The 25,244-nt window shown below is 67.9% G+C and carries 20 protein-coding genes; 17 read left to right on the forward strand and 3 right to left on the reverse strand.

What is annotated here, in order from left to right; genetic code table 11:
• Window positions 1-7: 7 nt before the first annotated feature.
• Window positions 8-1,378 carry a DNA repair protein RadA gene (radA, locus tag GSQ87_RS20190; RefSeq protein WP_158918117.1) on the reverse strand — a complete coding sequence of 457 codons (1,371 nt, stop codon included), beginning with the start codon at window positions 1,376-1,378 and terminating at the stop codon, window positions 8-10.
• A 190-nt stretch (window positions 1,379-1,568) separates the two neighbouring features.
• Here radA and sucC point away from each other — a divergent pair, with 190 nt between their 5' ends.
• The 7 genes from sucC to lpdA all read left to right on the forward strand — a co-directional run bounded on the left by sucC (window position 1,569) and on the right by lpdA (window position 10,916).
• A complete protein-coding gene (sucC, locus tag GSQ87_RS20195; RefSeq protein WP_158918119.1) occupies window positions 1,569-2,768 on the forward strand; it encodes an ADP-forming succinate--CoA ligase subunit beta in 1,200 nt (399 codons plus the stop codon).
• 83 nt (window positions 2,769-2,851) lie between these two features.
• The gene (locus tag GSQ87_RS20200) at window positions 2,852-3,424 is read left to right on the forward strand and encodes a hypothetical protein (protein WP_158918121.1); all 573 of its coding nucleotides are present in this window, start codon (window positions 2,852-2,854) and stop codon (window positions 3,422-3,424) included.
• A gap of 203 nt (window positions 3,425-3,627) precedes the next feature.
• Window positions 3,628-4,503, forward strand: a complete 876-nt coding sequence (sucD, locus tag GSQ87_RS20205) for a succinate--CoA ligase subunit alpha (protein WP_158918752.1) — start codon at window positions 3,628-3,630, stop codon at window positions 4,501-4,503.
• A 113-nt stretch (window positions 4,504-4,616) separates the two neighbouring features.
• Window positions 4,617-7,586 carry a 2-oxoglutarate dehydrogenase E1 component gene (locus GSQ87_RS20210; RefSeq protein WP_158918123.1) on the forward strand — a complete coding sequence of 990 codons (2,970 nt, stop codon included), beginning with the start codon at window positions 4,617-4,619 and terminating at the stop codon, window positions 7,584-7,586.
• Window positions 7,587-7,626: 40 nt separating this feature from the next.
• Entirely contained in the window at window positions 7,627-9,192 is a 1,566-nt protein-coding gene (odhB, locus tag GSQ87_RS20215; RefSeq protein WP_158918125.1) for a 2-oxoglutarate dehydrogenase complex dihydrolipoyllysine-residue succinyltransferase, read from the forward strand.
• A 3-nt stretch (window positions 9,193-9,195) separates the two neighbouring features.
• Window positions 9,196-9,369 (forward strand): hypothetical protein, encoded by a 174-nt coding sequence (locus GSQ87_RS20220; RefSeq protein ID WP_158918127.1) that lies wholly within the window; start codon window positions 9,196-9,198, stop codon window positions 9,367-9,369.
• A 140-nt stretch (window positions 9,370-9,509) separates the two neighbouring features.
• A complete protein-coding gene (gene lpdA / locus GSQ87_RS20225) occupies window positions 9,510-10,916 on the forward strand; it encodes a dihydrolipoyl dehydrogenase (RefSeq protein ID WP_158918129.1) in 1,407 nt (468 codons plus the stop codon).
• Window positions 10,917-11,056: 140 nt separating this feature from the next.
• On the opposite strand, the gene GSQ87_RS20230 is transcribed toward lpdA, so the two are convergent.
• Window positions 11,057-11,689, reverse strand: a complete 633-nt coding sequence (locus GSQ87_RS20230) for a TetR/AcrR family transcriptional regulator (RefSeq protein ID WP_158918131.1) — start codon at window positions 11,687-11,689, stop codon at window positions 11,057-11,059.
• 109 nt (window positions 11,690-11,798) lie between these two features.
• Between GSQ87_RS20230 and GSQ87_RS20235 the strand changes: the two genes are divergently transcribed.
• From GSQ87_RS20235 to GSQ87_RS20255, 5 genes are read left to right on the forward strand one after another with little or no spacing between them, the layout of a single operon-like run.
• Window positions 11,799-13,292, forward strand: a complete 1,494-nt coding sequence (locus tag GSQ87_RS20235; RefSeq protein WP_158918133.1) for an efflux transporter outer membrane subunit — start codon at window positions 11,799-11,801, stop codon at window positions 13,290-13,292.
• A 14-nt stretch (window positions 13,293-13,306) separates the two neighbouring features.
• Window positions 13,307-14,518: an HlyD family efflux transporter periplasmic adaptor subunit gene (locus GSQ87_RS20240; protein ID WP_158918135.1), complete on the forward strand. Its 1,212-nt coding sequence runs from the start codon at window positions 13,307-13,309 to the stop codon at window positions 14,516-14,518.
• Window positions 14,515-16,128 (forward strand): DHA2 family efflux MFS transporter permease subunit, encoded by a 1,614-nt coding sequence (locus GSQ87_RS20245; protein ID WP_254063181.1) that lies wholly within the window; start codon window positions 14,515-14,517, stop codon window positions 16,126-16,128. Before GSQ87_RS20240 ends, GSQ87_RS20245 begins: the two co-directional genes overlap by 4 nt.
• 7 nt (window positions 16,129-16,135) lie before the next feature.
• Window positions 16,136-17,065, forward strand: coding sequence for an isopenicillin N synthase family oxygenase (locus tag GSQ87_RS20250; protein WP_158918137.1), 930 nt, complete (start codon window positions 16,136-16,138; stop codon window positions 17,063-17,065).
• A gap of 55 nt (window positions 17,066-17,120) precedes the next feature.
• A complete protein-coding gene (locus GSQ87_RS20255) occupies window positions 17,121-17,969 on the forward strand; it encodes a phosphatase PAP2 family protein (protein ID WP_158918139.1) in 849 nt (282 codons plus the stop codon).
• A gap of 40 nt (window positions 17,970-18,009) precedes the next feature.
• On the opposite strand, the gene GSQ87_RS20260 is transcribed toward GSQ87_RS20255, so the two are convergent.
• Window positions 18,010-18,381, reverse strand: coding sequence for a hypothetical protein (locus GSQ87_RS20260; protein WP_158918141.1), 372 nt, complete (start codon window positions 18,379-18,381; stop codon window positions 18,010-18,012).
• Window positions 18,382-18,516: 135 nt separating this feature from the next.
• Between GSQ87_RS20260 and GSQ87_RS20265 the strand changes: the two genes are divergently transcribed.
• From GSQ87_RS20265 to infC, 5 genes are all read left to right on the forward strand, one after another.
• A complete protein-coding gene (locus GSQ87_RS20265) occupies window positions 18,517-20,538 on the forward strand; it encodes a S9 family peptidase (protein ID WP_158918143.1) in 2,022 nt (673 codons plus the stop codon).
• A 127-nt stretch (window positions 20,539-20,665) separates the two neighbouring features.
• A complete protein-coding gene (locus tag GSQ87_RS20270; protein WP_158918145.1) occupies window positions 20,666-22,309 on the forward strand; it encodes a S10 family peptidase in 1,644 nt (547 codons plus the stop codon).
• Window positions 22,310-22,396: 87 nt separating this feature from the next.
• Window positions 22,397-23,572 (forward strand): glycosyltransferase family 4 protein, encoded by a 1,176-nt coding sequence (locus tag GSQ87_RS20275; RefSeq protein WP_158918147.1) that lies wholly within the window; start codon window positions 22,397-22,399, stop codon window positions 23,570-23,572.
• Window positions 23,569-24,549 (forward strand): glycosyltransferase family 9 protein, encoded by a 981-nt coding sequence (locus tag GSQ87_RS20280; RefSeq protein ID WP_158918149.1) that lies wholly within the window; start codon window positions 23,569-23,571, stop codon window positions 24,547-24,549. Before GSQ87_RS20275 ends, GSQ87_RS20280 begins: the two co-directional genes overlap by 4 nt.
• Before the next feature lie 118 nt (window positions 24,550-24,667).
• A complete protein-coding gene (gene infC / locus GSQ87_RS20285) occupies window positions 24,668-25,192 on the forward strand; it encodes a translation initiation factor IF-3 (RefSeq protein ID WP_158918151.1) in 525 nt (174 codons plus the stop codon).
• Window positions 25,193-25,244: the final 52 nt, after the last annotated feature.

The following is a 25,244-nucleotide window of genomic DNA, read 5'->3' on the forward strand; positions in this document are numbered from 1 at the left end:
CGAGGTCTCATCGCCAATCACCGTCGCCAATTCGTCGCACGGCGTCGGCCAACCGCGTCGCGCCGGCCACGGTGACGGGACCGCTGACGGACGGGCCGGGGGCCAGCGCGCGAGCGAAGCCGAGCTTGGCGGCTTCCTTCAGGCGCGAGTCGGTGCGGCCCACCGCGCGGACGTCGCCCGAGAGGCTGATCTCACCGAAGACGACGCAATCCTGTGGCAAGGGCTGATCCAGGGCCGAGGAGGCCAGCGCCGCGGCTGCGGCGAGGTCCGCCGCCGGCTCTGTGATACGCAACCCACCGGCGACATTCAGGTAGACATCGCGATCCCCGAATCCAAGCCCGCAACGCGCTTCCAACACCGCCAGGACCATGGCCAGACGCCCGGAATCCCAACCGACCACCGCCCGGCGAGGCGTTCCGTAGGCGGACGGAGCGACAAGGGCTTGAAACTCCACCAGAACCGGACGCGACCCTTCGATGCCGGCGAACACGGCGGCGCCGGCCGACCGCTCGCCGCCGTCATTGAGGAACAGGGCCGAGGGGTTCTTCACCTCGCGCAGGCCGCCGTCGCCCATCTCGAACACGCCGATCTCGTCGGTGGCGCCGAAGCGGTTCTTCGCCGCACGCAGAATGCGGAAGGGATAGCCGCGCTCGCCCTCGAACGAGAGCACCGCGTCGACCATGTGCTCGACCACGCGGGGGCCGGCGATCTGGCCGTCCTTGGTGACGTGGCCGACCAGGATCACGGCGATGCGGCGCTTCTTGGCCAGCCGCACCAGTTCGCCCGCCGCCGCCCGCACCTGGGCCACCGAGCCGGGGCCGGCTTCGAGCTGGTCGCTCCACAGGGTCTGGACGGAGTCGATCACCACCAGATCGAAGGCGTCGCGCTTCAGCCCTTCGACGATGTCGCGCAGCGCCGTCTCGGCGGCCAGCTTCACCGTGGCGTGGCCCAGGCCCATCCGCTGGGCGCGGGCGCGGACCTGCTCGATCGCCTCCTCGCCCGAGATATAGGCGACGCTGGCCCCGTTGATCGCGGCCGACGCGCAAACCTGCATCAGCAGGGTGGACTTGCCCACGCCGGGGTCGCCGGCGAGCAGGATGGCCGAGCCGGGCACGACGCCGCCACCGCAGACGCGGTCGAATTCCTCCATGCCGGTGACGATGCGGGGCGGGGCGGGGGTTTCGACGTCGAGGGTCTCAAAGGTCAGTCCGCCCCGGACCTTGCCGGACTTGGCCGGGGCCAGCGCGCCGGGCGGGCGGCTGGATGACACCTCCTCGACCAGGGTGTTCCAGGCGCCGCACGCCGTGCACTGGCCGTTCCACTTGTTGTGGACGGCGCCGCAAGCCTGGCAGACGTAGATCGCGCCGTCGCGCGCCATGGGCGGACCTGCTGTTACGCAAGGAAAAGGAAGTCTGCCGCGAGTCGCACTTGCGCGCGCCCTTTGACAGCGTTGGCTGCCTAGATGCGCGCCTAAGTCGCCAGATCAAGTGGCCGCTGCGTTGCGCCGCAGCACGGCTGTCCTCTATAAGCCCCCGCAGCATCGCGAGCGCAGCAGAGTTCACAGACCCATGAACATCCACGAACACCAGGCCAAGGCCGTCCTGAAGGAATTCGGCGCGCCGGTCCCGCAAGGCTATCCCGCCTTCACCGCCCAGGAAGCCGAGGACGCCGCCAAGAAGCTGGGCGGCCCGGTGTTCGTGGTGAAGTCGCAAATCCACGCCGGCGGGCGCGGCAAGGGCAAGTTCGAGGGCCTGGGTCCCGACGCCAAGGGCGGCGTCCGCGTCGTGAAGTCGGTCGAGGACGTGCGCAAGAACGCCGAGGAGATGCTCGGCCGCGTGCTCGTCACCCACCAGACCGGCCCCCACGGCAAGCAGGTCAACCGCCTCTATATCGAGGAAGGCGCCGACATCGCGAAGGAGCTGTACATCTCGCTCCTCGTCGATCGTGCGACCTCGCGCGTGGCGGTGGTCGCCTCCACCGAAGGCGGCATGGACATCGAGGAGGTGGCCACCCACACCCCTGAGAAGATCATCACCATCCAGATCGACCCGGCCACCGGCGTGTTCCCGCACCATGGCCGCGCCCTGGCCGAGGCGCTCGAGCTGAAGGGCGACCTGGCCAAGCAGGCCTACAAGCTGCTCGGCCAGCTCTACGCCGCCTTCGTGGCCAAGGACATGGACATGCTGGAGGTCAACCCGCTGATCATCACCGGCGACCAGCAGCTCCGCGTGCTCGACGCCAAGATCAGCTTCGATTCCAACGCCCTGTTCCGCCACAAGGATATCGTCGAGCTGCGCGACATGTCGGAAGAGGACGCCAAGGAGATCGAAGCCTCCAAGTACGACCTGTCCTACATCACGCTGGACGGCGAGATCGGCTGCATGGTCAACGGCGCGGGTCTGGCCATGGCCACCATGGACATCATCAAGCTGTACGGTTCCGAGCCCGCCAACTTCCTCGACGTGGGCGGCGGCGCCAGCAAGGAGAAGGTGACCGCGGCCTTCAAGATCATCACCTCGGACCCCAGCGTGAAGGGCATCCTGGTCAACATCTTCGGCGGCATCATGCGTTGCGACATCATCGCCGAGGGCGTGATCGCGGCGGTGAAGGAAGTTGGCCTGAAGGTGCCGCTGGTGGTGCGCCTCGAAGGCACCAACGTGCAGCAGGGCAAGGACATCCTGAACGCCTCGGGCCTGAACGTGATCGCCGCCAACGACCTGTCCGACGCGGCCGAGAAGATCGTCAGCGCCGTCCGCGCCGCCGCCTAGTCCTACGCAAAAGCCGGCCGCATCGTCTCGACGTGCGGCCGGTTCCCTGGCCTGTTAAGCTCGACCGAGGCCGGGGGCTATGCGTGCGATTCTTTAGTCTGATCCCATTTGTCGCCGTCCTGGCCGCCGCTGCTTCGGGCGCGGCGAGCGCCCAGACCCTGGACGATGATTTCCGTACACTCTGTGTCGCGCCCAAGGGCGAGATGACCCGCACGACGACCCTGGCCGACGCGGCGGGGTGGAAGACCCTTCCCGCCGATGCGACGCCGCCCACCGTTCCGGGCGGCGCCAAGCTGAACAAGTACGCGATCCGCCTGCATTCGGTCGGCGCCACAACCCACCTGCTGGTGGTCGGCGAGGGCGAGCCGGCGCTCGCCCAGGGTGGCCCGAAACGGGTCCGGGTCTGCTTCATCGCCACGCCCCAGTTCGACGCCGTCAGCCTCGCGAGCGAGCGGGCGCTGCTGAAGGGGGCGCCGGTGTTTCTGGACGCCCAGTCGTCGGTCTATCTGGTGGACAAGACCACCGACCAGGTGACGGCCCTCCATGGCCAGGCCTCGACCGCGAAGATGAACGCCGGCGGCCTGGCGATGGTGATGCTGATCAACACCCCCCGCGCGACCGCGTTCGCCTACCAGACCCCGCAGCCCGACAAGTAGGTCGCGGCCGTCCAGGGACGGGGGTCGTAGCATCGTTTCGGGCCGCCGTGTCGCGCGCCCAATGTCATACCGTCATACATTCTGGCCGATGACGGCGCATAAAACGCCGAATAGGGTTTCCCCCGCGGCGATCCTGCGCTAATCCGAGCCCCGCCAACGGCGCTGCATGCTGCGCCTGCGAACGAGAGAGCTTGAGCGCGCCCGTGTCCATTCTGATCGACAGCAACACCAAGGTCATCTGCCAAGGCATCACCGGCGCGCAGGGCACGTTCCACTCCGAACAGGCCATCGCGTACGGCACCAAGATGGTCGGCGGCGTCACCCCCGGCAAGGGCGGCATGACCCATGTCGGCCTGCCGGTGTTCGACACCGTCGCCGAAGCGCGCGAGCGCACGGGCGCCGACGCCAGCGTGATCTACGTGCCGCCTCCCTTCGCCGCCGACTCCATCCTCGAGGCCATCGACGCCGAGATCGGCCTGATCATCTGCATCACCGAGGGCATACCGGTGGAAGACATGGTCAAGGTGAAGCGCTCGCTGTCGGGCTCCAAGTCGCGCCTGATCGGACCCAACTGCCCGGGCGTGCTGACGCCGGGCCAGTGCAAGATCGGCATCATGCCGGGCAACATCTTCTCCGCCGGTTCGGTGGGCGTGGTCTCGCGCTCCGGCACGCTGACCTATGAGGCGGTGTTCCAGACCACCAACGCCGGCCTCGGCCAGACCACCGCCGTGGGCATCGGCGGCGACCCGGTGAAGGGCACCGAGTTCATCGACATCCTCGAGATGTTCCTGGCCGACGACAAGACCGAGTCGATCATCATGATCGGCGAGATCGGTGGCTCCGCCGAAGAAGAAGCGGCCGAGTTCATCAAGCAATCCAAGCGCAAGAAGCCCATGGCCGGCTTCATCGCGGGCCGCACGGCGCCTCCGGGCCGCCGCATGGGCCACGCCGGCGCCATCATCTCCGGCGGCAAGGGCGGCGCGGAAGACAAGATCGCAGCCATGGAATCTGCGGGTATCAAGGTTTCTCCGTCTCCGGCGAAGCTTGGTGAAACCCTTTTGCAGGTTTTGAAGGGCTAAAACTCGCCACGAGGTTCCGGTAGGGGCTTCGGGGCACCACATACGCACCGCGCGATCCGCGTCTGCCGTCTTTCCCGACGACACCCTGGCCGGATCGGGGCAAGGGAAAGACTATGGCGGACGACGCAGGACTACGGAACACCGCTCGGATCGATCAGATCATGGGCGAGACCTCCTTCCTGTATGGCGGCAACGCCGCCTTCGTCGAGGATCTCTACGAAAGGTACGCCAAGGACCCGGGTTCGGTCGAACCGTCTTGGCGGGCCTATTTCGAGAGCCTGCGCGAACCGGCCCAGGCGATCAGCGCCGCAGCGGTCGAGCCGAGCTGGACCCGCAAGTCCGTCCCGGCCCAGCGCCCCGACTGGCTCTCGGCCATCGATGGGCTCTGGCCGGCGGTGGAGGCCAAGGTTTCTAAGGCCATCGCCGAGAAGAAGCCCGCCGCCTCCCAGGCTGACGTCCGCGCCGCCACCCTGGATTCCGTGCGCGCGATCATGATGATCCGCGCCTATCGCATCCGCGGCCACCTGTCGGCGAACCTCGATCCGTTGGGCATCGAGCCGAAGATCGACAATCCCGAGTTGGAGCCGTCCTCCTACGGCTTCGCGGAGAGCGACTACGACCGCCCGATCTTCCTCGACTATGTGCTCGGGCTTGAGACCGCCAACATCCGCGAGATCCTTGCGATCATGCGGCGCACCTATTGCGGCAGCCTCGGCGTGCAGTTCATGCACATCTCCGACCCGCAGGAGAAGGCCTGGCTGCAGGAGCGGATCGAGCACAAGGACAACGAGATCGCCTTCACCGCCGAAGGCAAGATCGCCATCCTGAAGAAGCTGATCGAGGGCGAGGGCTTCGAGCGCTTCCTGCACAAGCGCTTCCCCGGCACCAAGCGCTTTGGCCTGGACGGGGCGGAGGCCATGGTCCCGGCGCTGGAGCAGATCATCAAGCGCGGCGGCGCGCTGGGCGTGGACGAGATCGTCATCGGCATGCCCCACCGGGGCCGCCTGAACGTGCTGGCCGCGGTGATGGGCAAGCCCTACCGCGTGATCTTCCACGAGTTCCAGGGCGGTTCCTCGCTCCCCTCCGACATCGAGGGTTCGGGGGACGTGAAGTACCACCTGGGCGCCTCGTCGGACCGCGAGTTCGACGGCAACACCGTGCACCTGTCGCTGACCGCCAACCCCTCCCACCTGGAGATCGTCAACCCGGTGGTGCTGGGCAAGGCGCGCGCCAAGCAGACCCTGGACTTCCGCGCCGACCCGACCGCCGAGCGCAGCAAGGTGCTGCCGCTGCTGCTGCACGGCGACGCCGCCTTCGCCGGCCAGGGCGTGATCGCCGAGTGCTTCATGCTGATGGGGCTGAAGGGCTACAAGACCGGCGGCACCATCCACTTCATCGTCAACAACCAGATCGGCTTCACCACCAGCCCGCGCAACTCGCGCTCCTCGCCCTATCCCTCGGATACGGCGCTGATGGTCGAGGCGCCGATCTTCCACGTCAACGGCGACGACCCCGAAGCCGTCACCTTCGCCACCAAGATCGCCATCGAGTACCGCCAGCTGTTCGGCAAGGACGCGGTGATCGACATGTTCTGCTATCGCCGCTTCGGTCACAACGAAGGCGACGACCCCACCTTCACCCAGCCCTTGATGTACGCCAAGATCAAGGACCAGCCCTCCACCCGCGAGCTGTACAGCCAGCGCCTGGTCGCTGAGGGCGTGACCACCGACGCCCAGGTCGAGGCCTTGGTCTCCGAGTTCGAGACCTTCCTCGACCAGGAATTCGACGCCGGGAAGAACTTCCACGCCAACAAGGCCGACTGGCTGGACGGCATCTGGTCGGGCATGAAGCTGACCCCCGGCGCGGAGCTGCCGATCGGCGACACCGGCGTGCCGGCCCAGAAACTGCTCGACCTCGGCCAGAAGATCACCGCCATCCCCGAGCGGCTGAACGTCCACAAGACGCTGCAGCGCGTCCTCGACGGCCGTCGCAAGGCGGTCGAGACCGGCGAGAACATCGACTGGGCTCTGGCCGAGCACCTGGCCTTCGCCAGCCTGCTCGACGAAGGCTATCCCATCCGCTTGTCCGGCCAGGACAGCGTGCGCGGCACCTTCTCCCAGCGCCATTCCGCGGTGGTCGACCAGACCACCGAGGAGCGCTACCTGCCGCTGAACCACCTTCGCGAGGGCCAGGGCTATTACGAGGTGATCGACTCGGCCCTGTCGGAAGAGGCGGTGCTGGGCTTCGAATACGGCTACAGCGTCGCCGACCCGAACACCCTGACCCTGTGGGAAGCCCAGTTCGGCGACTTCGCCAACGGCGCCCAGGTGGTGGTCGACCAGTTCATCTCGTCGGCCGAACGAAAGTGGCTGCGCATGTCGGGCCTGACCCTGCTGCTGCCTCACGGCTACGAGGGCCAGGGGCCGGAACATTCCTCTGCCCGTCTGGAGCGCTATCTCCAGCTCTGCGCCGAAGAGAACCTGCAGGTCGCCAACTGCTCGACGCCGGCCAACTACTTCCACATCCTGCGTCGCCAGATGCACCGGCCGTTCCGCAAGCCGCTGATCCTGATGACGCCCAAGTCGCTGCTCCGCCACAAGAAGGCGGTCTCGACCATGGCGGACCTAGCCGAGGGTTCGACCTTCCACCGCGTGCTGCACGACGACGCCCAGCGCCGTCCGGCGATCGCGGGCGTGACCCTTAAGCCCGACGACAAGATCCGCCGCGTCGTCCTGTGCTCGGGCAAGGTCTATTACGACCTGCTCGACGCGCGGGAGAAGAAGGGCGTCGACGACGTCTACCTGATGCGCCTGGAGCAGTTCTATCCCTGGCCGATCCAATCGCTGCGCAAGGAGCTCGGCCGCTTCGTCAACGCGGAGTTGGTCTGGTGCCAGGAAGAACCCAAGAACATGGGCGGCTGGACCTTCGTCGATCCCTGGATCGAGCTGACGCTGAACAAGATGGAGATCGCCGCCAAGCGCGCCCGCTATGTCGGTCGCCCGGCCTCGGCCTCCACCGCGGCGGGCCTGATGACCCGCCATCTGAAAGAAGTCGAGACCTTCTCAAACGAGGCGTTCGCCTAACCGTCCGCCCACAAACGAAAAACCTGGGACCTCCTCCACCATGACCGACATCCTCACGCCGACACTCGGCGAGTCCGTCAGCGAAGCCACCGTGGCGCGCTGGACCAAGAAGCCGGGCGATCCTGTGAAGAAGGACGAGGTCCTGGTGGAGCTGGAGACCGACAAGGTCAGCCTCGAAGTCGCCTCGCCCTCCAATGGCGTGCTGGGCGCGATCTCGGCGCCGGAAGGCGCGACCGTGATCCAGGGCCAAAAGCTAGGCGACGTGACCGAGAACGGCGCCGCCCAGCCCGCCAAGGGCAAGGCCGCTCCGGCCGCTGCGCCTGCCAAGGCCGCCCCCGCGCCGGCCGTCGCTGCGCCCGCGCCGGCCGCCGTCGCCCCGGCCAAGGCGGTTGAAGCCTCCGCCGCCGTCGAGGTGGTCGTGCCCACCATGGGCGAATCTGTGACTGAGGGGACCATCTCCACCTGGTCCAAGAAGGTCGGCGACAAGGTCAGCCGCGACGAGGTCCTGGTCGAGATCGAGACCGACAAGGTCGCGGTCGAGGTCTCAGCCCCCGCCGACGGCGTGCTGAGTGAGATTCTGGCCCCCAACGGCGCCACGGTGACGCCGAATCAGGTCATCGCCCATATCGGCGGTGCATCCGGCCAAGTCGCAGCGGCTCAGCCTTCGGCCGCCGGCCAGTCGACCCCGGCCAACCAGCCGCCCGCCGCCCAGAAGGGCTCGGCTCCCGCCACCCTGTCGCCGTCGGTGCAACGCATCGTCACCGAGAACAAGCTCGACCCGTCCGCCATCTCCGGCACCGGGCCGGACGGCCGCATCCTGAAGGGCGACGCGCTCCAGGCCAGCGCCGCGCCGGCGGCGGCTCCTCCGGCCGCGCCTGTGGCTCCCGCCGCGCCGCGTGCACTGGGCGCCCGCGAAGAGCGGGTGAAGATGACCCGCCTGCGTCAGACCATCGCCAAGCGGCTGAAGGACGCGCAGAACTCCGCCGCCATGCTGACGACCTTCAACGAGGTCGACATGACCAACGTCATGGCGCTGCGCAACCAGTACAAGGACGTGTTCGAGAAGAAGCACGGCGTGAAGCTCGGCTTCATGAGCTTCTTCACCCGCGCCTGTATCGCGGCCCTGAAGGAGGTCCCCGACGTCAATGCCGAGATCGACGGCACGGACCTGATCTACAAGAACCACTACGACATCGGCGTGGCGGTCGGCACCGAGCGGGGCCTGGTGGTCCCGGTGGTGCGCGACGCCGACCTGCTGTCGCTGGCGGGCATCGAGAAGGCCATCGGCGATCTCGGCAAGAAGGCGCGCGACGGCAAGCTGTCCATCGAGGACATGCAGGGCGGCACCTTCACCATCACCAATGGCGGGGTCTACGGCTCGCTGATGTCGACGCCGATCCTCAACGCGCCGCAGTCGGGCGTGCTGGGCATGCACAACATCGTCCAGCGCCCGATGGCGGTGAACGGCCAGGTGCTGATCCGGCCGATGATGTATCTGGCGCTCAGCTACGATCACCGCATCGTCGACGGCAAGGGCGCGGTGACCTTCCTGGTGGCGGTGAAGAACGCCATCGAGGATCCGCAGCGCCTGCTGCTGGATCTGTAACCCATGCACGCCGAGGCGCTGGTCCAGGTCATCGAGGACGGGGAGGAGCAGATCGTCCTGCTTACGCCCGGCTTCGAGCTGGACAGCGCCGAGGTCGTGCTCGAGCGGGTCGGCGGCGCAGTGGCGATCCATCCGGTTCCGCGCCGGCCCGCCGGATCGGCGGCGTCCAGCCAATGACGACGCGCCTGTTTCTGCTCGGCGGAAACGACCCTTTCCGCGTCTACGATGCCGGCTTACCTGCGCACAGCGGCTGCGCGGAGGACCGGATGAACCCATCGGCGCTTTCTGCGAAGCCGCCGGCTCTGAGGATTTGACAAATGGCTGACCAAACCCAGTACGACGTCGTCATCATCGGGGGCGGTCCCGGCGGCTACAACGCCGCGATCCGCGCCGGCCAGCTCGGGCTGAAGGTCGCCTGCGTGGAGATGCGCAAGACGCTCGGCGGCACCTGCCTGAACGTGGGCTGCATCCCGTCCAAGGCCCTGCTGCACGCCTCGGAAATGTACGAGGAGGCCAAGACCGGCTTCGCCTCGCTGGGCATCAAGGTGTCGCCCGAGCTCGACCTGCCGCAGATGCACAAGCAGAAGGCCGACAGCGTCGATCAGCTGACCAAGGGCATCCAGTTCCTGTTCAAGAAGTACAAGGCCGACTGGGTCAAGGGCCAGGGCCGCATCGCTGGCCCCGGCAAGGTCGTGGTCAAGGCCGAGGACGGGTCCGAGCAGACGCTGGAGACCAAGAACATCATCATCGCTACGGGTTCGGAGCCGTCGCGGCTGCCTGGCGTCGAGGTGGACCAGAAGCGTATCGTCGATTCGACCGGCGCCCTGACCATCCCGGACGTGCCCAAGAAGCTGATCGTCATCGGCGCGGGCATCATCGGCCTGGAGCTGGGCTCGGTGTGGCGCCGCCTGGGGGCGGAGATGGAGGTGGTCGAGTATCTGGACCGCATCATCCCCGGCGCCGACGGCGAGGTGGCCACCGCCTTCCAACGCTCGCTGACCAAGCAGGGCGTCAAGTTCCACCTCGGCATGAAGGTGACGGGCGCAACGACGTCGGATACCGGCGTGAAGCTGACCGTCGAGCCCAAGGCCGGCGGCCCGGCCGAAACGCTGGAGGCGGACGTGGTGCTGCTGGCGGTCGGCCGCCGTCCGTTCACCGAGAACCTCGGCCTGGACAGCGTGGGCATCAAGGCCGACCCGCGCGGCTTCATCGACACCGACCACTACAAGACCTCGGCGCCGGGCGTGTGGGCCATCGGCGACGTCACCCACGGCCCCATGCTCGCCCACAAGGCCGAGGACGAGGCGGTGGCCTGTATCGAACTGATCGCGGGCAAGGCCGGCCATGTGAACTACGACGTGATCCCGGGCGTGATCTACACCACCCCGGAAGTGGCCTGGGTCGGCAAGACCGAGGAGGAGCTGAAGGCCGCGGGCGTCGCCTACAAGATCGGCAAGTTCCCCTTCTCCGCCAACAGCCGCGCCAAGGTGAACCATGAGGCCGAGGGCTTCGTGAAGGTGCTGGCCGACGCCACCACCGACCGCATTCTGGGCGTGCACATGATCGGGCCGTCGGTCGGCGAGATGATCGGCGAATACTGCGTGGCCATGGAGTTCGGCGGCGCATCCGAGGACGTGGCCCGCACCTGCCACCCGCACCCCACCCGCTCCGAAGCCCTGCGCCAAGCGGCCATGGGCGTCGAGGGCTGGACCATGCAGGCCTAGTTTCGTTTCTCCTCCTCTGCGAAAGCGGGGGAGGGGGACCGCGCGTAGCGGGGTGGTGGGGGCTGCAATCCGCAGCGCTTAACGAGCTCCCTCCGTCGGCTTCGCCGCCACCTCCCCCGCTGCGCAGGGGAGGAGAAGGGTCAGGCTGGCCGCGCCCCGAAAGCCGCCACGAAGGTCTCGACCGCCGCCTCGATATTGTCGTCGATCGCCTTGGCGCTTGGCGGCGCGATCACGTTCCAGAGGCGTGGGCGGTAGAGACCCGCAAGGCATAGCTCAAGGAATTGTTCCGCTGCGCGGCGCGAATCGGTGCTGCGCAGGCGGCCAGCCTGCATCTGCTCTTCCATGTAGGCCGATAGACGCCGCACGCCTTCACGCGGACCCGCCTCGTACATGGTCTGGCCGAGCGCGGGGAAGCGCAGCACCTCGGACACCAGCATCCGCGTGAAGGTCATCACATCGTCGCTGAGCACCATGGTGGTGTAACGGGCGCCGAGCGTGCGCAGGCCGTTGGCCACGTCGTCGTCATTGGTGGCCACGCCGTCGAACATCAGCGCCATCTTGCGTTCGCACTGGTCCTCGATCACCGCCCTGAACAGCTCCTCCTTGGACGCGAAGTAGTTGTAGAGCGTGCCTTTGGAGCCGCCGAGCCGGGCGGCGATGGTCGACATCGAGGCGGCCGCATAGCCGTCCTCCATGAAGGTCGTGCGAGCGATTTCCAGGATAGTCTGACGGCGGATGTCCTTCGCCGTGACCCTGATGCATCCGTCATCCATATCTCTGACCATACCGTACGGTTTTTTCTTGAACGGTCACCGATCAAGGTGTAACCCGCCGCTTATTGGCCGAACCGTACGGTACGGTCAGAAGATTGTCGAGATGCATATGACCCTTTTGTGTGTCGCCGGCCCATCCCGTGGCCGGCCGGGGCGGACCCGCTCCTATCGTGAAGTCCTGCTCGCGAGCCTGGCGTTGTGCGCCGCGGCCCTGTCGGCCTGCGCGCCGGACCTGGGCCCCGCGCCCAAGCTGTCCGAGCCGGCGGCTTACGCCACCGAAAAGAGCTTCGCCGTCGCCGGTACAGACTGGCCCGCGCAGGACTGGTGGACTGTCTATGGCGACCTGCAGCTGGACCAGCTGGAGGGCGAGGCCATCCATGGCGCGCCGGACCTGAAGGCCGCCCAGGCGCGGGTGCGTTCCGCCCAGGGCGTCGCCGAGCAGGCGCGGGCGGCGTTGCTGCCCCAGTTCAGCGGCGACGGCAGCATCCAGACCACCAAGCAGAGCGTGAACGAAGGCTTCCCGCCAGAATTCCAGGCCTTTCTGCCGCACGGCTATCATACCCAGACCCGCATCGCCGCCGACCTGGACTGGCAGCTCGACTTTTTCGGCCGCAATCGCGCGGCCCTGGCGGCGGCGACCTCTTCGGCCCGCGCGACCGAGGCCGATGCGGCGGCGGCGCGGCTGCAGATCACCGCGGCGGTGGCGAGCAGCTACGCCGACCTAGTGCGGCTCTACGCCGACCGGGACGCGGCGGCCGATGCGCTGCGGGTGCGCGAGGATACGCTGAAGCTGGTCGGCCAGCGGCTGCACAACGGGCTGGAGACGCGCGGCGAATACAGCCAGCAGGCCCAGACCGTGCCGACCGCGCGCGGCGACCTGGAGGCCATCGACCGTCAGATTCTGACTGTGCGCCATGAGATCGCGGCCCTGATGGGCGAGGGGCCCGACCGGGGCCTGGCGATTTCGCGGCCGGCGTCGACCCAGCTTCGCGCTTTCGGACTGCCGCCGCACCTATCGGCCGACCTGATCGGGCGTCGGGCTGACATCGTCGCCGCCCGCTTGCGAGCCGAAGCCGCCTCCAAGCAGGTGAAGGTGGCCAGGACCGACTTCTATCCGAACGTCGACCTGACCGGCTTTTATGGGGTGCAGTCGCTGGGGCTCAACACCCTGACCCAGTACGGCTCGGTGATCGGGGCGATCGGGCCGGCGGTGCGCCTGCCGATCTTCTCCGAGGGACGGCTCGAAGGCGCCTATCGCGGTGCGCGGGCCGAATACGACGCGGCGGTGGCCAACTACGACCAGGCGCTGACCAATGCGCTGCGCGATGTTGCCGACGCCGTCAGCGACCAGCGCGCCCTGCAGTCCCAGGTGGTCGACGCCGAACAGGCCCGCACCTCGGCCGAGGACGCCTTCCGCATCGCCAAACTTCGCTATCAGGGCGGCCTTTCGCCCTATCTGAACGTGCTGACCGCTGAAAACGGGGTGCTTACGGCCCGGCGCAATGTCGCCGATCTGCAGGCCCAGGCGCTGTCGCTGGACGTCTCCCTCGTGAGGGCGCTCGGTGGCGGCTACACTGAACCCACCCGTCTCGCCGTCCGCTGACCGAGGACTTCGACATGCCTGACGATATGAGCCCGCCCGCGGAAACGCGTCGCGTGGAAGCCGCCCCGGCCACCGCCGCCGCACCACATTCCGCAACAGCCGCCAAGCCTGGCCGCAAGCGCCTGTTCGGCCTGCTGGGCGCGGTCGTGCTGATCGCCGCCATCGGCTACGGGGTCTACTACGTGTTGGTCCTGTCCAACTTCGTCTCCACCGACAACGCCTATGTCGGCGCGGACGTGGCCCAGATCACTCCCCAGGTGTTCGGGCAGATCCAGGATGTCCGAGCCCAGGATACCCAGACGGTGAAGAAGGGTGACATCCTGGTGGTGATCAACCCGGCCGACGCCGATATCGCCGTCGCCCAGGCGCAGGCCCAGTATGGCCAGGCCGTGCGGCGAGTGCAGCAGTATCTGGCCAACAACCAGGCGTCCGGCGCCCAGATCACTGCGCGCAACGCCGACATCACCCGCGCCGCCGCCCAGCTCGCCGCGGCCCAGAGCGACGTCGACCGCACCGCCATCGACTACAAGCGGCGCGAGGCCCTGCAGGCTTCGGGCGCGGTGTCGGGCGAGGAGCTGAGCACGGCGCGCAACGCCTACCAGACCGCCGTCGCCAATCTGGCCGCCGTAAAGGCCGCCGGGGCCCAGGCCCAGGCCAACAAGACCGTGGCCGAAGGTCAACTCGCTTCCGGCGTGGCGCTGACCAGCGGTGTCGACGTGGCGCATAACCCCGAGGTCGCCGCCGCCAAGGCCGCCCTGGACAACGCCTTGCTCAGCCAGTCCCGCACCGTGCTGCGCGCGCCGTTCGACGGCGTGGTGGCCCAGCGTCAGGTCCAGGTCGGCCAGCGCGTGGCCATCGGCGACAAGCTGATGACCGTGGTGCCGATCTCCAAGGTCTATGTCGACGCCAACTTCAAGGAATCCCAGCTGCGCAAGGTCCTGGTCGGCCAGCCGGTCGAGCTGACCGCCGACCGCTGGGGCAAGGGCGTGAAGTTCCACGGTCGCGTGCAGGGCCTGTCGGGCGGCACCGGCTCGGCCTTCGCGGTGATCCCGGCGCAGAACGCCACCGGCAACTGGATCAAGGTCGTGCAACGCCTGCCGGTGCGCGTTTCGCTGGACCCGCGCGAGCTCGAGCAGCACCCGCTGCGGGTCGGCCTGTCCATGGATGCGGTCGTCGATGTCGGCGCCAAGGGCGAGGGACGTCCGGTCGGGGCCGACCGGCCGTGAGCGATCTCCCCGTCTCCGCCCAGGGGTCGGGCGAGGGGATGGCGCCCGTCGCGGCCGGAACCGGCGCGCCCCGCGCCGCCCGACGCGAGCTCAAGCTTCCCGCGGGACCGTTGACGGGCAAGGCCCTGTTGGCGGCGGGACTGCTTCTCTCGCTGGCCAACTTCATGGTGGTGCTGGACCTGACCATCGCCAACGTGTCGGTGCCCAACATCGCCGGCGGCCTGGGCGTGTCCTCCAGCGAGGGCACCTGGGTCATCACCTCCTATTCGGTGGCCGAGGCGATCACCGTGCCGCTGACGGGGTGGCTCGCCGGCCGTTTCGGGGCGGTCAGGACCTTCGTGGTCGCCATGGTCCTGTTCGGCATCTTCTCCGCCGCGTGCGGCATGGCCTCCTCGCTGAGCATGCTGGTGGTGTTCCGCGTCCTCCAGGGCCTGTCCGGCGGCCCGATGATCCCGCTCTCCCAAACCCTGTTGCTGCGGGTCTTCCCCAAGGAGAAGGCGGGTCAGGCCATGGGGCTGTGGGCGATGACCACGGTGGTGGCGCCCATTGCGGGCCCGATCCTGGGCGGGGTGTTGTGCGACACCTACAGCTGGCCGTGGGTCTTCTTCATCAACGTGCCGGTCGCCCTGGTGTGCGCCTTCTTCGCCTGGCGTCTGCTGAAGCCACAGGAGACGCCCACCCAGAAGCTGCCGGTGGACGTGACCGGCCTGGGGATCATGATCGTCTGGGTCGCCTGCCTGCAGATCGTGCTCGACAAGGGCGAAGAGCTGGACTGGTTCCAGTCGCACACCATCGTCATCCTGGGCTTGGTCGCGCTGGTGGGTTTCTTCGCCTTCGTGATCTGGGAGCTGACCGACGCCAACCCGATCGTGAACCTGCGGGTGTTCCGCTCGCGCGACTACTGCATCTCGCTGGCGGTGCTGTGCCTGTGTTTCGGCTCCTATTTCGCGGCGGTGGTGATCATGCCGCTGTGGCTGCAGACGAACATGAACTACACCGCCACCTGGGCCGGTTTCGCCGTGGCGCCGTCAGGGGTGTTCGCGGTGATCATGTCGCCGATCGTGGCCAAGCTGATGGGCAAGGTGGATTCGCGCCTGCTGATCTTCATCGGCGTGCTCGGCCTGGCCGGCACCATGTTCTGGCGCGCGACCTTCGCCTCCAACATCGACTTCCTCCACATCATCGTGCCGCAGTTCGTGCAGGGTTTCTTCGTGCCGCTGTTCTTCGTGCCGCTGTTCGGGCTGGCGCTGGGCGCGCTGTCTTCGGCGGAACTCGCGGGCGGGGCGGGGCTGCTGAGTTTCGCGCGGACCATGGCGGGCGCCTTCGCCACCTCCATCTCGCAGACCTTCTGGAACAATTCCGCGCGTTCCGGCCGCGTCCAGTTGCTCAACCAGTTCGACTCGGCCAAGTCGTTGGCCATGATCCACAGCGGCGGCATGAGCCATGCCGGCACGCTGCGGCAGTTGGAGAACATCGTGCAGGGGCAGAGCGTGATGCTGGCGACGGACAAGTTCTTCATGAGCATCGGGCTGCTGATGGTCGTGGCCGCCTTCAGCATCTGGCTGACTTCCAAGCCAAAGGCGGGCGGCGCGGCGGTGGCGGCGCACTGAGGCGGACGTGGCCATCCAACCCGTCTCCCTCAGCGGCTACCGCACCGACTTCGACGCCTTTTCCCGCGACCTCGGCGGCGCCTTCGAACGGTACGGCTTCGCGATCCTTTCGGATCACGACCTGCCGCAGCGCGAACTCGATGAGGCGCTGGCCCAGACCCGCGCCTTCTTCGCCCAACCCGAGACGGTCAAGCTGGCCTACAACGCACCGGGCGGCGCGGGTCAGCGCGGCTACACCCCGTTCGGGCGTGAGGCCGCCAAGGGCGCCAGCCTCAGCGACCTGAAGGAGTTCTGGCACATCGGCCGCGAGCTGCCGGCGGGCCATCCCTATCGCGCCGTCATGCCCGACAACGTCTGGCCCGCCGAGGCGCCGCAATTCCAGCTGGCCATGCTGGGTCTGTACCGGGCGCTCGACGATCTCGGCGCGCGGGTGCTGAAGGCGATCGCTCGCCACCTCGACCTTGCCGACGATGCGTTCGAAGACCCCACGCGCGACGGCAACAGCATATTGCGCCTGCTGCACTATCCCCCGGTCGCCGCGAACGCATCCGGCGTGCGAGCTGGAGCGCACGAGGACATCAACGCCATCACCCTGCTGCTCGGCGCGGAAGAGGCGGGGTTGGAACTGCTGGACCGCGACGGGCGCTGGCTGCCGGTCAACCCGCCGCCGGGCTCGGTGGTGTGCAACATCGGCGACATGCTGCAGCGGTTGACCAACCACGTGCTGCCATCCACCACCCACCGGGTGGTGAACCCGGCGGCGGAGCGTTGCGGCGTGGCGCGTTATTCCACGCCCTTCTTCCTGCATTTTCGGCCGGACTTCCTGATCGAGACCCTGCCGTCCTGCGTCGGGCCGGATCGGCCGGATCGCTATCCCGAGCCCGTCACCGCCGACGCCTATCTGAGAGAGCGTCTGCGTGAGATAGGACTGGCCTGAAGCTGGCGGACCTGGACAATGGCTCCGGCGTGCTGAACGGGCGTCAGGAGTCCAGATGGGGATGTTCACGAAGGGTTTGATCGCCGCCGTCTCGGGTGTGGCGACGGCCGTCGTCCTCGCGTCGTCGCCGGTTGCGGCGCGCCTGCCGCCCGCGTCCGCCTCCGCCGCCAAGGCTGCGAGCGCAAAGTCGGGCGCGCAAGGCTATCTCGCGCCTGGCAAGCTGCCCGACGCCATCCATCTGCTGGGTCCGCCGCCGCCCGAGGGTTCGGGGACCAAGACCGGCGATGTCGCCACCTATGAGGCCACCCGACTGCTGCAGGGGAGCGAGCGCTGGGTGCTGGCCGCGCACGATGCGGCGTTTGGGGCCGATGCGATGATGCAGGACTTCTCCTGTGCGTTGGGTGTGGAGCTGACGCCCGCGCGGGCGCCGATCCTGTATCGCATGCTGGAGCGTCTGGTGTTCGACGCCGACGGAGTGGGCGGCGCCGCCAAGGCCTATTACCGCCGGCCCCGACCTTTCGTGGAGAACGGCGGTCCGATCTGCGTCGAGGCGGAGGACTGGCTGAGGCGCAGCTATTCCTATCCGTCCGGCCATTCGACCTACAGCTGGGCCGTGGCGCTGGCCCTGACCCAGATCGCGCCGGACCGCGCCGAATGGGTGCTGGCGCGGGCCAGGGCCTATGCCGAAAGCCGGGTCGTGTGCGGCGTCCACTATGAGAGCGATATCCAGGCCGGACGGGTGACTGCGACCATGGTCTACGCAGCGCTGGAGGCCGACGAGGCGTTCCGGCGCGACCTCCAGCGGGCGCGGCTTGAGCTGAAGCGCCTTCGCGTCCATCCGGCGCCCCCGCCCAAGGAGGAGTGCCGCATCGAGGCCCAGGCCGGGGCGACGCCGATCTGGTGAGCCCGCCCCTCCGAGGGCCGCCGCTGCGGGCTTGCCGGTCCTAGCGTCGGCCGCCCGGAACGAGGGGAAGCGGCGTGCTGTAGGTGTTCGCGGCGCCAGTGGGCCCAAAGCCGTCGGCATAGGTCCGGCTGGTGGCGACCGCCGAACTGAAGCCATAGCCTTGCGAAGCGACGCCATACGCCATGGGCGCCCCTCCGGTGAAGGCGGCCGATCCCTGGGCGCGCAGGTTGTTCTCGACCACTGAGTCCCGAACCGAGGAGGCCGAGCTGGCGATGGCTTCGTCGGGGTCGCTGAAGCGGGATGCGGGGGCGTCGCTGCCGAGCGGGGCCTGGGTTACAGTGAAGGCCAGACAGGGCGTGGCGATGGCGAGCATGAGGGCCGTGGCCAGGGCGGTCTTTGTCGGGAGACGCATCGATACCTCCAACGGATCAACTTCGGATCAAGCCTTACGCCGACCCTGTGGTGCGGCAAAGATGTTTTGTTATAACATCGCATTTCCTTCGCCGGGCGATGCGCTAGGATCGATTCCACGATGGGAGATGGTCGGATGAGAAGGCTGCTGATCGCAGGTGCGGTTGCGCTGTCGCTGGGTGCGGGCGTCGCTTCGGCCCAGGCGCCGACCGCGCCCCTGATCGCGCGCGCCAAGCTGTTCGGCAATCCGAGCCGGGTCGCCGGCAAGCTCAGCCCCGATGGTCGCTGGCTGGCCTGGATCGCGCCGCGCGCCGGGGTGCTGAACATCTGGGTCGCCCCCGTTTCCGATCCGACCCACGGCAAGCCGCTGACCGACGAGAAGGCCCGTCCCATCCGGGAGTACTTCTGGTCGCCGGATTCCGGTTCGATCCTGTTCGTCAACGACAAGGGCGGCGACGAGAACTTCCATCTCTACGACGTGGACGTCGCCACCGGCGCGCAGCGTTCGCTGACCCCGTTCGACAAGACCCGTGTCGAGGTGGTCGAGGTCAGCACCCAGGTGAAGGACCGCATCCTGGTCGGGCTGAACAACCGCGACCCGCGCTGGCACGACGTCTACAGCCTGAACCTCAAGAGCGGGGCGCTCACCCCCGTGCTGATGAACATGGGCGGCTATGGCGGCTTCACCGCCGACGAAAGCCTGAGGGTGCGGCTGGCCGACAAGCCCCGTCCCGACGGCGGCGACGAACTGTTCCGGGTGGTCGACGACAAGGTCGAGGCCAAGCCCCTGGCCGAGATCGGCCCCGACGACGCCCGCACCACCGGCCCGGCCGGCTTCACCACCGACGGCCGCACGCTCTACTGGCTCGACAGCCGGGGCCGCGACACCGCCGCCCTGACCGCCCAGGACGTCGCCACCGGCGCCGTGACAGTGATCGCTTCGGACCCGAAGGCCGATATCGGCGCGGTGATGTCCGATCCCAGGACCGGGCGCGTGCAGGCCTATGCGGTCAACTACCTGAAGACCGACTGGACGGTGGTCGCGCCTGCGATCAAGGCTGACATGGCGTTCCTGAAAGCGCATCTGCCGGGCGAGTTCTCGGTCTCGTCGCGCACCTATGCCGACGACCTGTGGACGGTGACCGACGATCCCGTGACCGCGCCGCCGGCGACCTACCTCTACGACCGCAAGTCGAAGACGCTGACCAAGCTGTTCGTCAGCCGGCCGGAGCTGGAGGGCGCGACCCTCGCCGCCCAGCATCCGGTGGAGATCAAGACCCGAGACGGCTTGACCGAGGTCTCCTACCTCACCCTGCCGCCGGGTTCGGATCGCAACGGCGACGGCAGGCCCGACCATCCGCTGCCGATGGTGCTGTTCGTCCACGGCGGCCCCTGGGCGCGCGACGACTATGGCTACAGCGGCTACCACCAGTGGCTGGCGAACCGCGGCTATGCGGTGCTGTCGGTCAACTACCGGGGCTCGACCGGCTTCGGGAAGGGCTACACCTCCGCCGGCGACCACCAGTGGGGCGCCAAGATGCACGACGACCTGATCGACGCGGTGGACTGGGCGGTGGCCCACGGCATCGCTGCGCGCGACAAGGTGGCGATCATGGGCGGCTCCTACGGCGGCTACGCCACCCTGGTCGGCATGACATTCACCCCCGACACCTTCGCGTGCGGTGTCGACATCGTCGGACCTTCCAACCTCAACACCTTGCTCGAGAGCATCCCGCCGTATTGGGAAGCGGGGCGGGCGCAGATGTACCGCTCCATGGGCGATCCCAACACCGAGGCGGGCCGCGCCCTGCTGCACGATCGCTCGCCCCTGTTCAAGGCCGCCGCCATCCAACGGCCGCTGCTGATCGGCCAGGGCGCCAACGACCCCCGGGTCAACCACCGCGAGGCCGACCAGATCGTCGACGCCATGGCCGCCAAGCACATCCCGGTGACCTATGTGGTCTTCCCCGACGAGGGCCACGGTTTCGCCAGGCCGGAGAACACCATCGCCTTCAACGCCGTCACCGAGCAGTTCCTGGGCAGCTGTCTCGGCGGCCGGGCCGAGCCCATCGGCGGCGCGCTCAAGGCGTCCAGCGCGACCGTGCTCCACGGCGCGGAATACACGCCGGGCCTGGCGGCGGCGGTCGCCGCCAAATAACTGAAATCATGGATCTTAAGGCCGGTTCGGCTCCCGCCGAATCTGTCCAAAACTTAATTCTGCAAACACAGGGATGCGGTCTATGCCGCTCCCACAGGTGCTATCCAAGTCGTAGGGGATAATTGCGTTGAAAAAGACCTTGTTGCTGGCCGCTTCCGTGTGGGTGCTGGCCGGTGCGGCCCTGGCGGTCGATGCGCACAAGCCGGCCGAGGCCGATAGCTCCAAGTACGACAAGGCCGCCGTCCCGGCCGATCGCGTCGGCCTGTTCAAGCCCGAGAGCGTGACCACCGAGGGCTCGGTGACAGTGGAAGGCCAGCGGGTGGACTACCGCGCCGTCGCCGGCACCCTGGTCGTGCACGGCAAGGACTGGGACGACGCCGCCTGGCGCGAACAGGCGGTCAAGGACGACAAGGACCCGGGCGACAAGAACGCCGCCGAGGCCTCGATGTTCTACGTCGCCTACTTCAAGAAGGGCGTTCCCTCGACCGACCGCCCGATCACCTTCATCTACAACGGCGGTCCCGGCTCATCGACCGTCTGGCTGCACATGGGCGCCTTCGGGCCGCGCCGCGTAGTGACCAAGGACGACACCCACACCCCGGCCGCCCCCTATGAGGTGGTCGACAACGCCTACAGCCCGCTGGACGCCACCGACCTGGTGTTCATCGACGCGCCCGGCACCGGCTTTGGCCGCATCGCCGGCAAGGACAAGGAAAAGGCGTTCTGGGGCGTGGACCAGGACCGCGACGCCTTCGACCAGTTCATCCGCATGTTCCTGTCCAAGTACGGCCGCTGGAATTCGCCCAAGTACCTGTTCGGCGAAAGCTACGGCACGCCGCGTTCGGCCCTGGTGGTCAACTCGCTGGAGACCGCGCACAACGTCGACTTCAACGGCGTGATGTTGCTGTCCCAGATCCTCAACTTCGATCTCAGCGTGGACGGGCCCGAGGCCAATCCCGGCATCGACACCGCCTATGTCGTCGCCCTGCCGACCTATGCGGCGACCGCCTGGTATCACAACCGGCTCCCCGGCCAGCGTCCTGCCGAGCTGGAGCCCTTCCTGAAGCAGGTCGAGCAGTTCGCCACCGGCGACTACGCCCAGGCCCTGGGCCAGGGGGCCGAGCTCGACCCCGCACGCAAGCAGGCGATCGCCGAGCGGGTCAGTCAGTACACCGGCCTGCCGGTCGCCTACGTGCTGAAGGCCAACCTGCGCATCAACGGCGGCGAGTTCGAGAAGAACCTGCTCGACGACCAGGGCCTGACCACCGGCCGCTTCGACACCCGCTTCACCGGGGAGCCGATGGACCCGCTGAGCCAGGGCATCGACTACGATCCGCAGTCGGCGGCGATCAGCTCGGCCTATGTCACCGCCTTCAACGACTATGTCCGCCGGCAGCTCGGCTACGGCGAGGGCCAGATCTACAAGGAAGAGATCGACGTCTTCAAGTTCTGGGACTTCAAGCACCAGCCTCCCGGCGCGCCGTTCCCGTTGCCGGGTTCGACCAACGTCATGCCGGACCTGGCCTCGGCGATGAAGTACAATCCCAACCTGAAGGTGATGCTGAACGGCGGCTACTTCGACCTGGCCACGCCCTTCTACGAAGGCTGGTACGAGATGCACCACCTGCCCATGCCGGTGAAGCTACAGAGCAATATCGAGTACCATTACTATCAGTCGGGCCACATGGTTTACGCCCACCAGGAAGCGCTGAAGCAGCTGCACGACAACATGGTCGCCTTCATCCACGGGTCGGACAACCTGCATCGGTAGGGCTTGTCAGCGGGGAGGGTCGGCTGTCGAGGCCTTCCCCGCCCTCCGGCTCTGGACGCCGCCGCCGGGCTCTGCGTAGAGGACAGGGTGTCCCGCAACCTGCCGCCCCATTTTACCCTGCTCCAGGTCGTCCCGGCCCTCGACGCCGGCGGTGTGGAGCAGACCACGCTCGACGTCGCCCGTGCGGTGGTGGAGGCGGGCGGCCGTGCGCTCGTGGCCTCGGTCGGCGGACGGCTGGAGGGCGAACTGGCGGCGCGAGGCGGCGAACTGGTCCGCTTGCCGATGGCCTCCAAGAACCCGCTCACGGTCCTGCAGAACGGCGGTCGTCTCGAGCGGTTGATCGGTGAGCGCGGCGTCAGCCTGGTCCACGTCCGTTCGCGCGCACCGGCCTATTCGGCCTGGATCGCGGCTCGACGAGGCAAGGTCCCGTTCGTGACCACCTATCACGGCGTCTACAACGCGCACTCCGCACCCAAGCGGCTGTACAACCGGGTGATGGCGCGCGGAGACGCGGTGATCGCCAACTCCGAGTTCACCCGCGAGCACCTGCTGTCCGAGCACCACGGGATCGATCCCGCGCGGGTGACGGCGATCCCGCGCGGCGTGGACCTGGGCCTATTCGATCCTTCGGCGGTGCGAGGCGATCGGCTGGCGGCGACGCGCGCGGCCTGGGGGCTTTCGGTCGAAGACCCGCGCCCGGTGCTGCTGCTGGCCGGACGGCTGACGGCCTGGAAGGGGCAGGGGCTGCTGATCGAGGCGGTGCGGCGATTGAAGGCCGAAGGCGGCGAAGACCCGATCCTGGTGCTGGCCGGCGACGATCAGGGCCGCGCAGGTTACCGGGCCGAACTGGACGCCGCCATCGCATCGGCGGGCCTTCAGGACACGGTCAGGATCGTTGGGCATTGCACAGATATGCCGGCCGCCTACCTCGCCGCCGATTTCGCCCTGGCGCCGTCGCTGGAGCCCGAGGCTTTCGGGCGCACTGCGGTGGAGCCCCAGGCCATGGGCCGCGTCGTGCTGGCCGCCGACCACGGCGCGGCGCGTGAGACGGTGCTGGATCGCACCACCGGCTGGCGCGTCAAGCCCGGCGATGCGGACGCCTGGGCCGAGGCCCTGCGCGAAGCCCTGGCCACCCCGCCCGAGGTGCGCCGCGCCATGGGCGAGGCGGGTCGCGAGCGGGTGCAGCGGCTGTATTCGCTGGAGGCGATGACCGACGCCACCCTGGACGTCTACGCCAGGCTCATGCAGGAGACCGCGCGGTGATCGCGCGGCCGATCCGCAAGGTGCTGGTGATCAAGCTGGCGGCGCTGGGCGACGTGGTCCAGGCTTTCCCGCCGTTCGCCCATATCCGCGCGGCGCACCCGCACGCCCATATCACCCTTCTCACCACGCCGCCCTATGCGACGCTGGCGGCGGCCTCGCCCTATTTCGACGCCATCGAGACCGACGGGCGGCCCAAGCGCGTGTCGCAGACCGTGGCCATGCTGAGCCGTCTGCGCCGGGCCGGCTACGACCGGGTCTACGACCTGCAGACCTCCACCCGCTCCAGCGCCTATTTCTACGCCCTGTGGCCAGCGCCGCCGGAATGGTCGGGGATCGCGCCGCTGAGCTCGCACCCCCATCGCAATCGCGAACGCGACCATATGCATACCCTGGAGCGGCAGACCGAGCAGCTTCGCGACGCCGGCATCTGGCCCGACGCGCCGATTGTGCGGGGGACGGCGCCGGCGCCGGACCTGTCCTTCATGCTGGCCGACGCCGCGCCTGAGCGCCGGCCCCAGCATTTCGGGCTGACGGAGCCGTACGCGCTGTTGATTCCCGGCGCCTCGATCCAGCGGCCCGGCAAGCGCTGGCCCTGGGAGCGCTACGCCGAACTGGCGCAAGGGCTGATGGCGCGGGGCGTCCAGCCAGTGGTGATCGGCGGGCCCGACGAACTGGAGATCGCGGCGCAGATCGCGTTCCAGGCCCCGATGACGATCAACCTCGCCGGACGCACGGACTACGCCCAGATCGCCGGCCTGGGCGCGCGCGCGGCGTTGGCGGTCGGCAATGACACCGGGCCCTCGCACTTGATCGCGGCGGCCGGGGCGCCGACATTGGTGCTGTTCTCCGCAGAATCCGATCCCGCCCTCTGCGCCCCGCGCGGGCGACGGGTGGAGGTTCTGCAGGAGATACGGCTGGCCGATCTGTCGGTGGAGCGTGTCGATCAGGCCGCGCAGGCGCTTCTCGGCGCCGCTTGATCGGAATCGGTCGCACAACCATATTTCATGTGAGCCAGATTGGGCGCATTATGCCCACTCAGGTCGTTACGTACATTCGGATCAACGGTCCCAGGAGTCCAAGCCTATTCGCCGCCCCATGCAAGCGCCGCCGCCCCGCAACGACGGACCGCGTATCAACGAAGACATCCGCGTTCCCAAGGTGCTGCTGATCGACCAGAACGGCGAGAAGCAGGGGATCATGCCCACCGCCGCCGCCGTCGAGGCTGCGCTGGAGGTCGGGCTGGATCTGGTCGAGGTGTCTCCGAACTCCGATCCGCCGGTCTGCAAGATCCTGGACTATGGCAAGTACAAGTTCCAGGAGCAGAAGAAGAAGAACGAGGCGCGCAAGCGGCAGAAGGTGGTCGAGGTCAAGGAGATCAAGCTCCGCCCGAACATCGACACCCACGATTACGATGTCAAGGCCAAGGCCATGCACCGCTTCTTCGAAGAGGGCGACAAGGTCAAGGTGACGCTGCGTTTCCGTGGTCGCGAGCTTGCGCACCCGGAGCTGGGCATGAAACTGCTCCAGCAGGTGAAGACCGAGTTCGAACCCATCGCCAAGGTGGAGTACGAGCCCCGGATGGAAGGCAAGCAGATGATCATGATCCTCGCCCCGCGCTGAGGATCACGACGATCTGCAGAATGCGAAAGCCCCCGGCGATCCGCCGGGGGCT

Source organism: Caulobacter sp. S45 (assembly GCF_009765965.1).
In the GTDB taxonomy this organism is placed as follows: Bacteria; Pseudomonadota; Alphaproteobacteria; order Caulobacterales; family Caulobacteraceae; genus CAHJWH01.

What these genes read in the sequence shown, in the direction of transcription:
- radA (WP_158918117.1), bottom strand. Translation starts at nt 1,378, where the DNA reads ATGGCGCGCGACGGCGCGATCTACGTCTGCCAGGCTTGCGGCGCCGTC.
- sucC (WP_158918119.1), top strand. Translation starts at nt 1,569, where the DNA reads ATGAACATCCACGAACACCAGGCCAAGGCCGTCCTGAAGGAATTCGGC.
- GSQ87_RS20210 (WP_158918123.1), top strand. Translation starts at nt 4,617, where the DNA reads ATGGCGGACGACGCAGGACTACGGAACACCGCTCGGATCGATCAGATC.
- odhB (WP_158918125.1), top strand. Translation starts at nt 7,627, where the DNA reads ATGACCGACATCCTCACGCCGACACTCGGCGAGTCCGTCAGCGAAGCC.
- GSQ87_RS20220 (WP_158918127.1), top strand. Translation starts at nt 9,196, where the DNA reads ATGCACGCCGAGGCGCTGGTCCAGGTCATCGAGGACGGGGAGGAGCAG.
- lpdA (WP_158918129.1), top strand. Translation starts at nt 9,510, where the DNA reads ATGGCTGACCAAACCCAGTACGACGTCGTCATCATCGGGGGCGGTCCC.
- GSQ87_RS20230 (WP_158918131.1), bottom strand. Translation starts at nt 11,689, where the DNA reads ATGGATGACGGATGCATCAGGGTCACGGCGAAGGACATCCGCCGTCAG.
- GSQ87_RS20235 (WP_158918133.1), top strand. Translation starts at nt 11,799, where the DNA reads ATGACCCTTTTGTGTGTCGCCGGCCCATCCCGTGGCCGGCCGGGGCGG.
- GSQ87_RS20240 (WP_158918135.1), top strand. Translation starts at nt 13,307, where the DNA reads ATGCCTGACGATATGAGCCCGCCCGCGGAAACGCGTCGCGTGGAAGCC.
- GSQ87_RS20255 (WP_158918139.1), top strand. Translation starts at nt 17,121, where the DNA reads ATGGGGATGTTCACGAAGGGTTTGATCGCCGCCGTCTCGGGTGTGGCG.
- GSQ87_RS20260 (WP_158918141.1), bottom strand. Translation starts at nt 18,381, where the DNA reads ATGCGTCTCCCGACAAAGACCGCCCTGGCCACGGCCCTCATGCTCGCC.
- GSQ87_RS20265 (WP_158918143.1), top strand. Translation starts at nt 18,517, where the DNA reads ATGAGAAGGCTGCTGATCGCAGGTGCGGTTGCGCTGTCGCTGGGTGCG.
- infC (WP_158918151.1), top strand. Translation starts at nt 24,668, where the DNA reads ATGCAAGCGCCGCCGCCCCGCAACGACGGACCGCGTATCAACGAAGAC.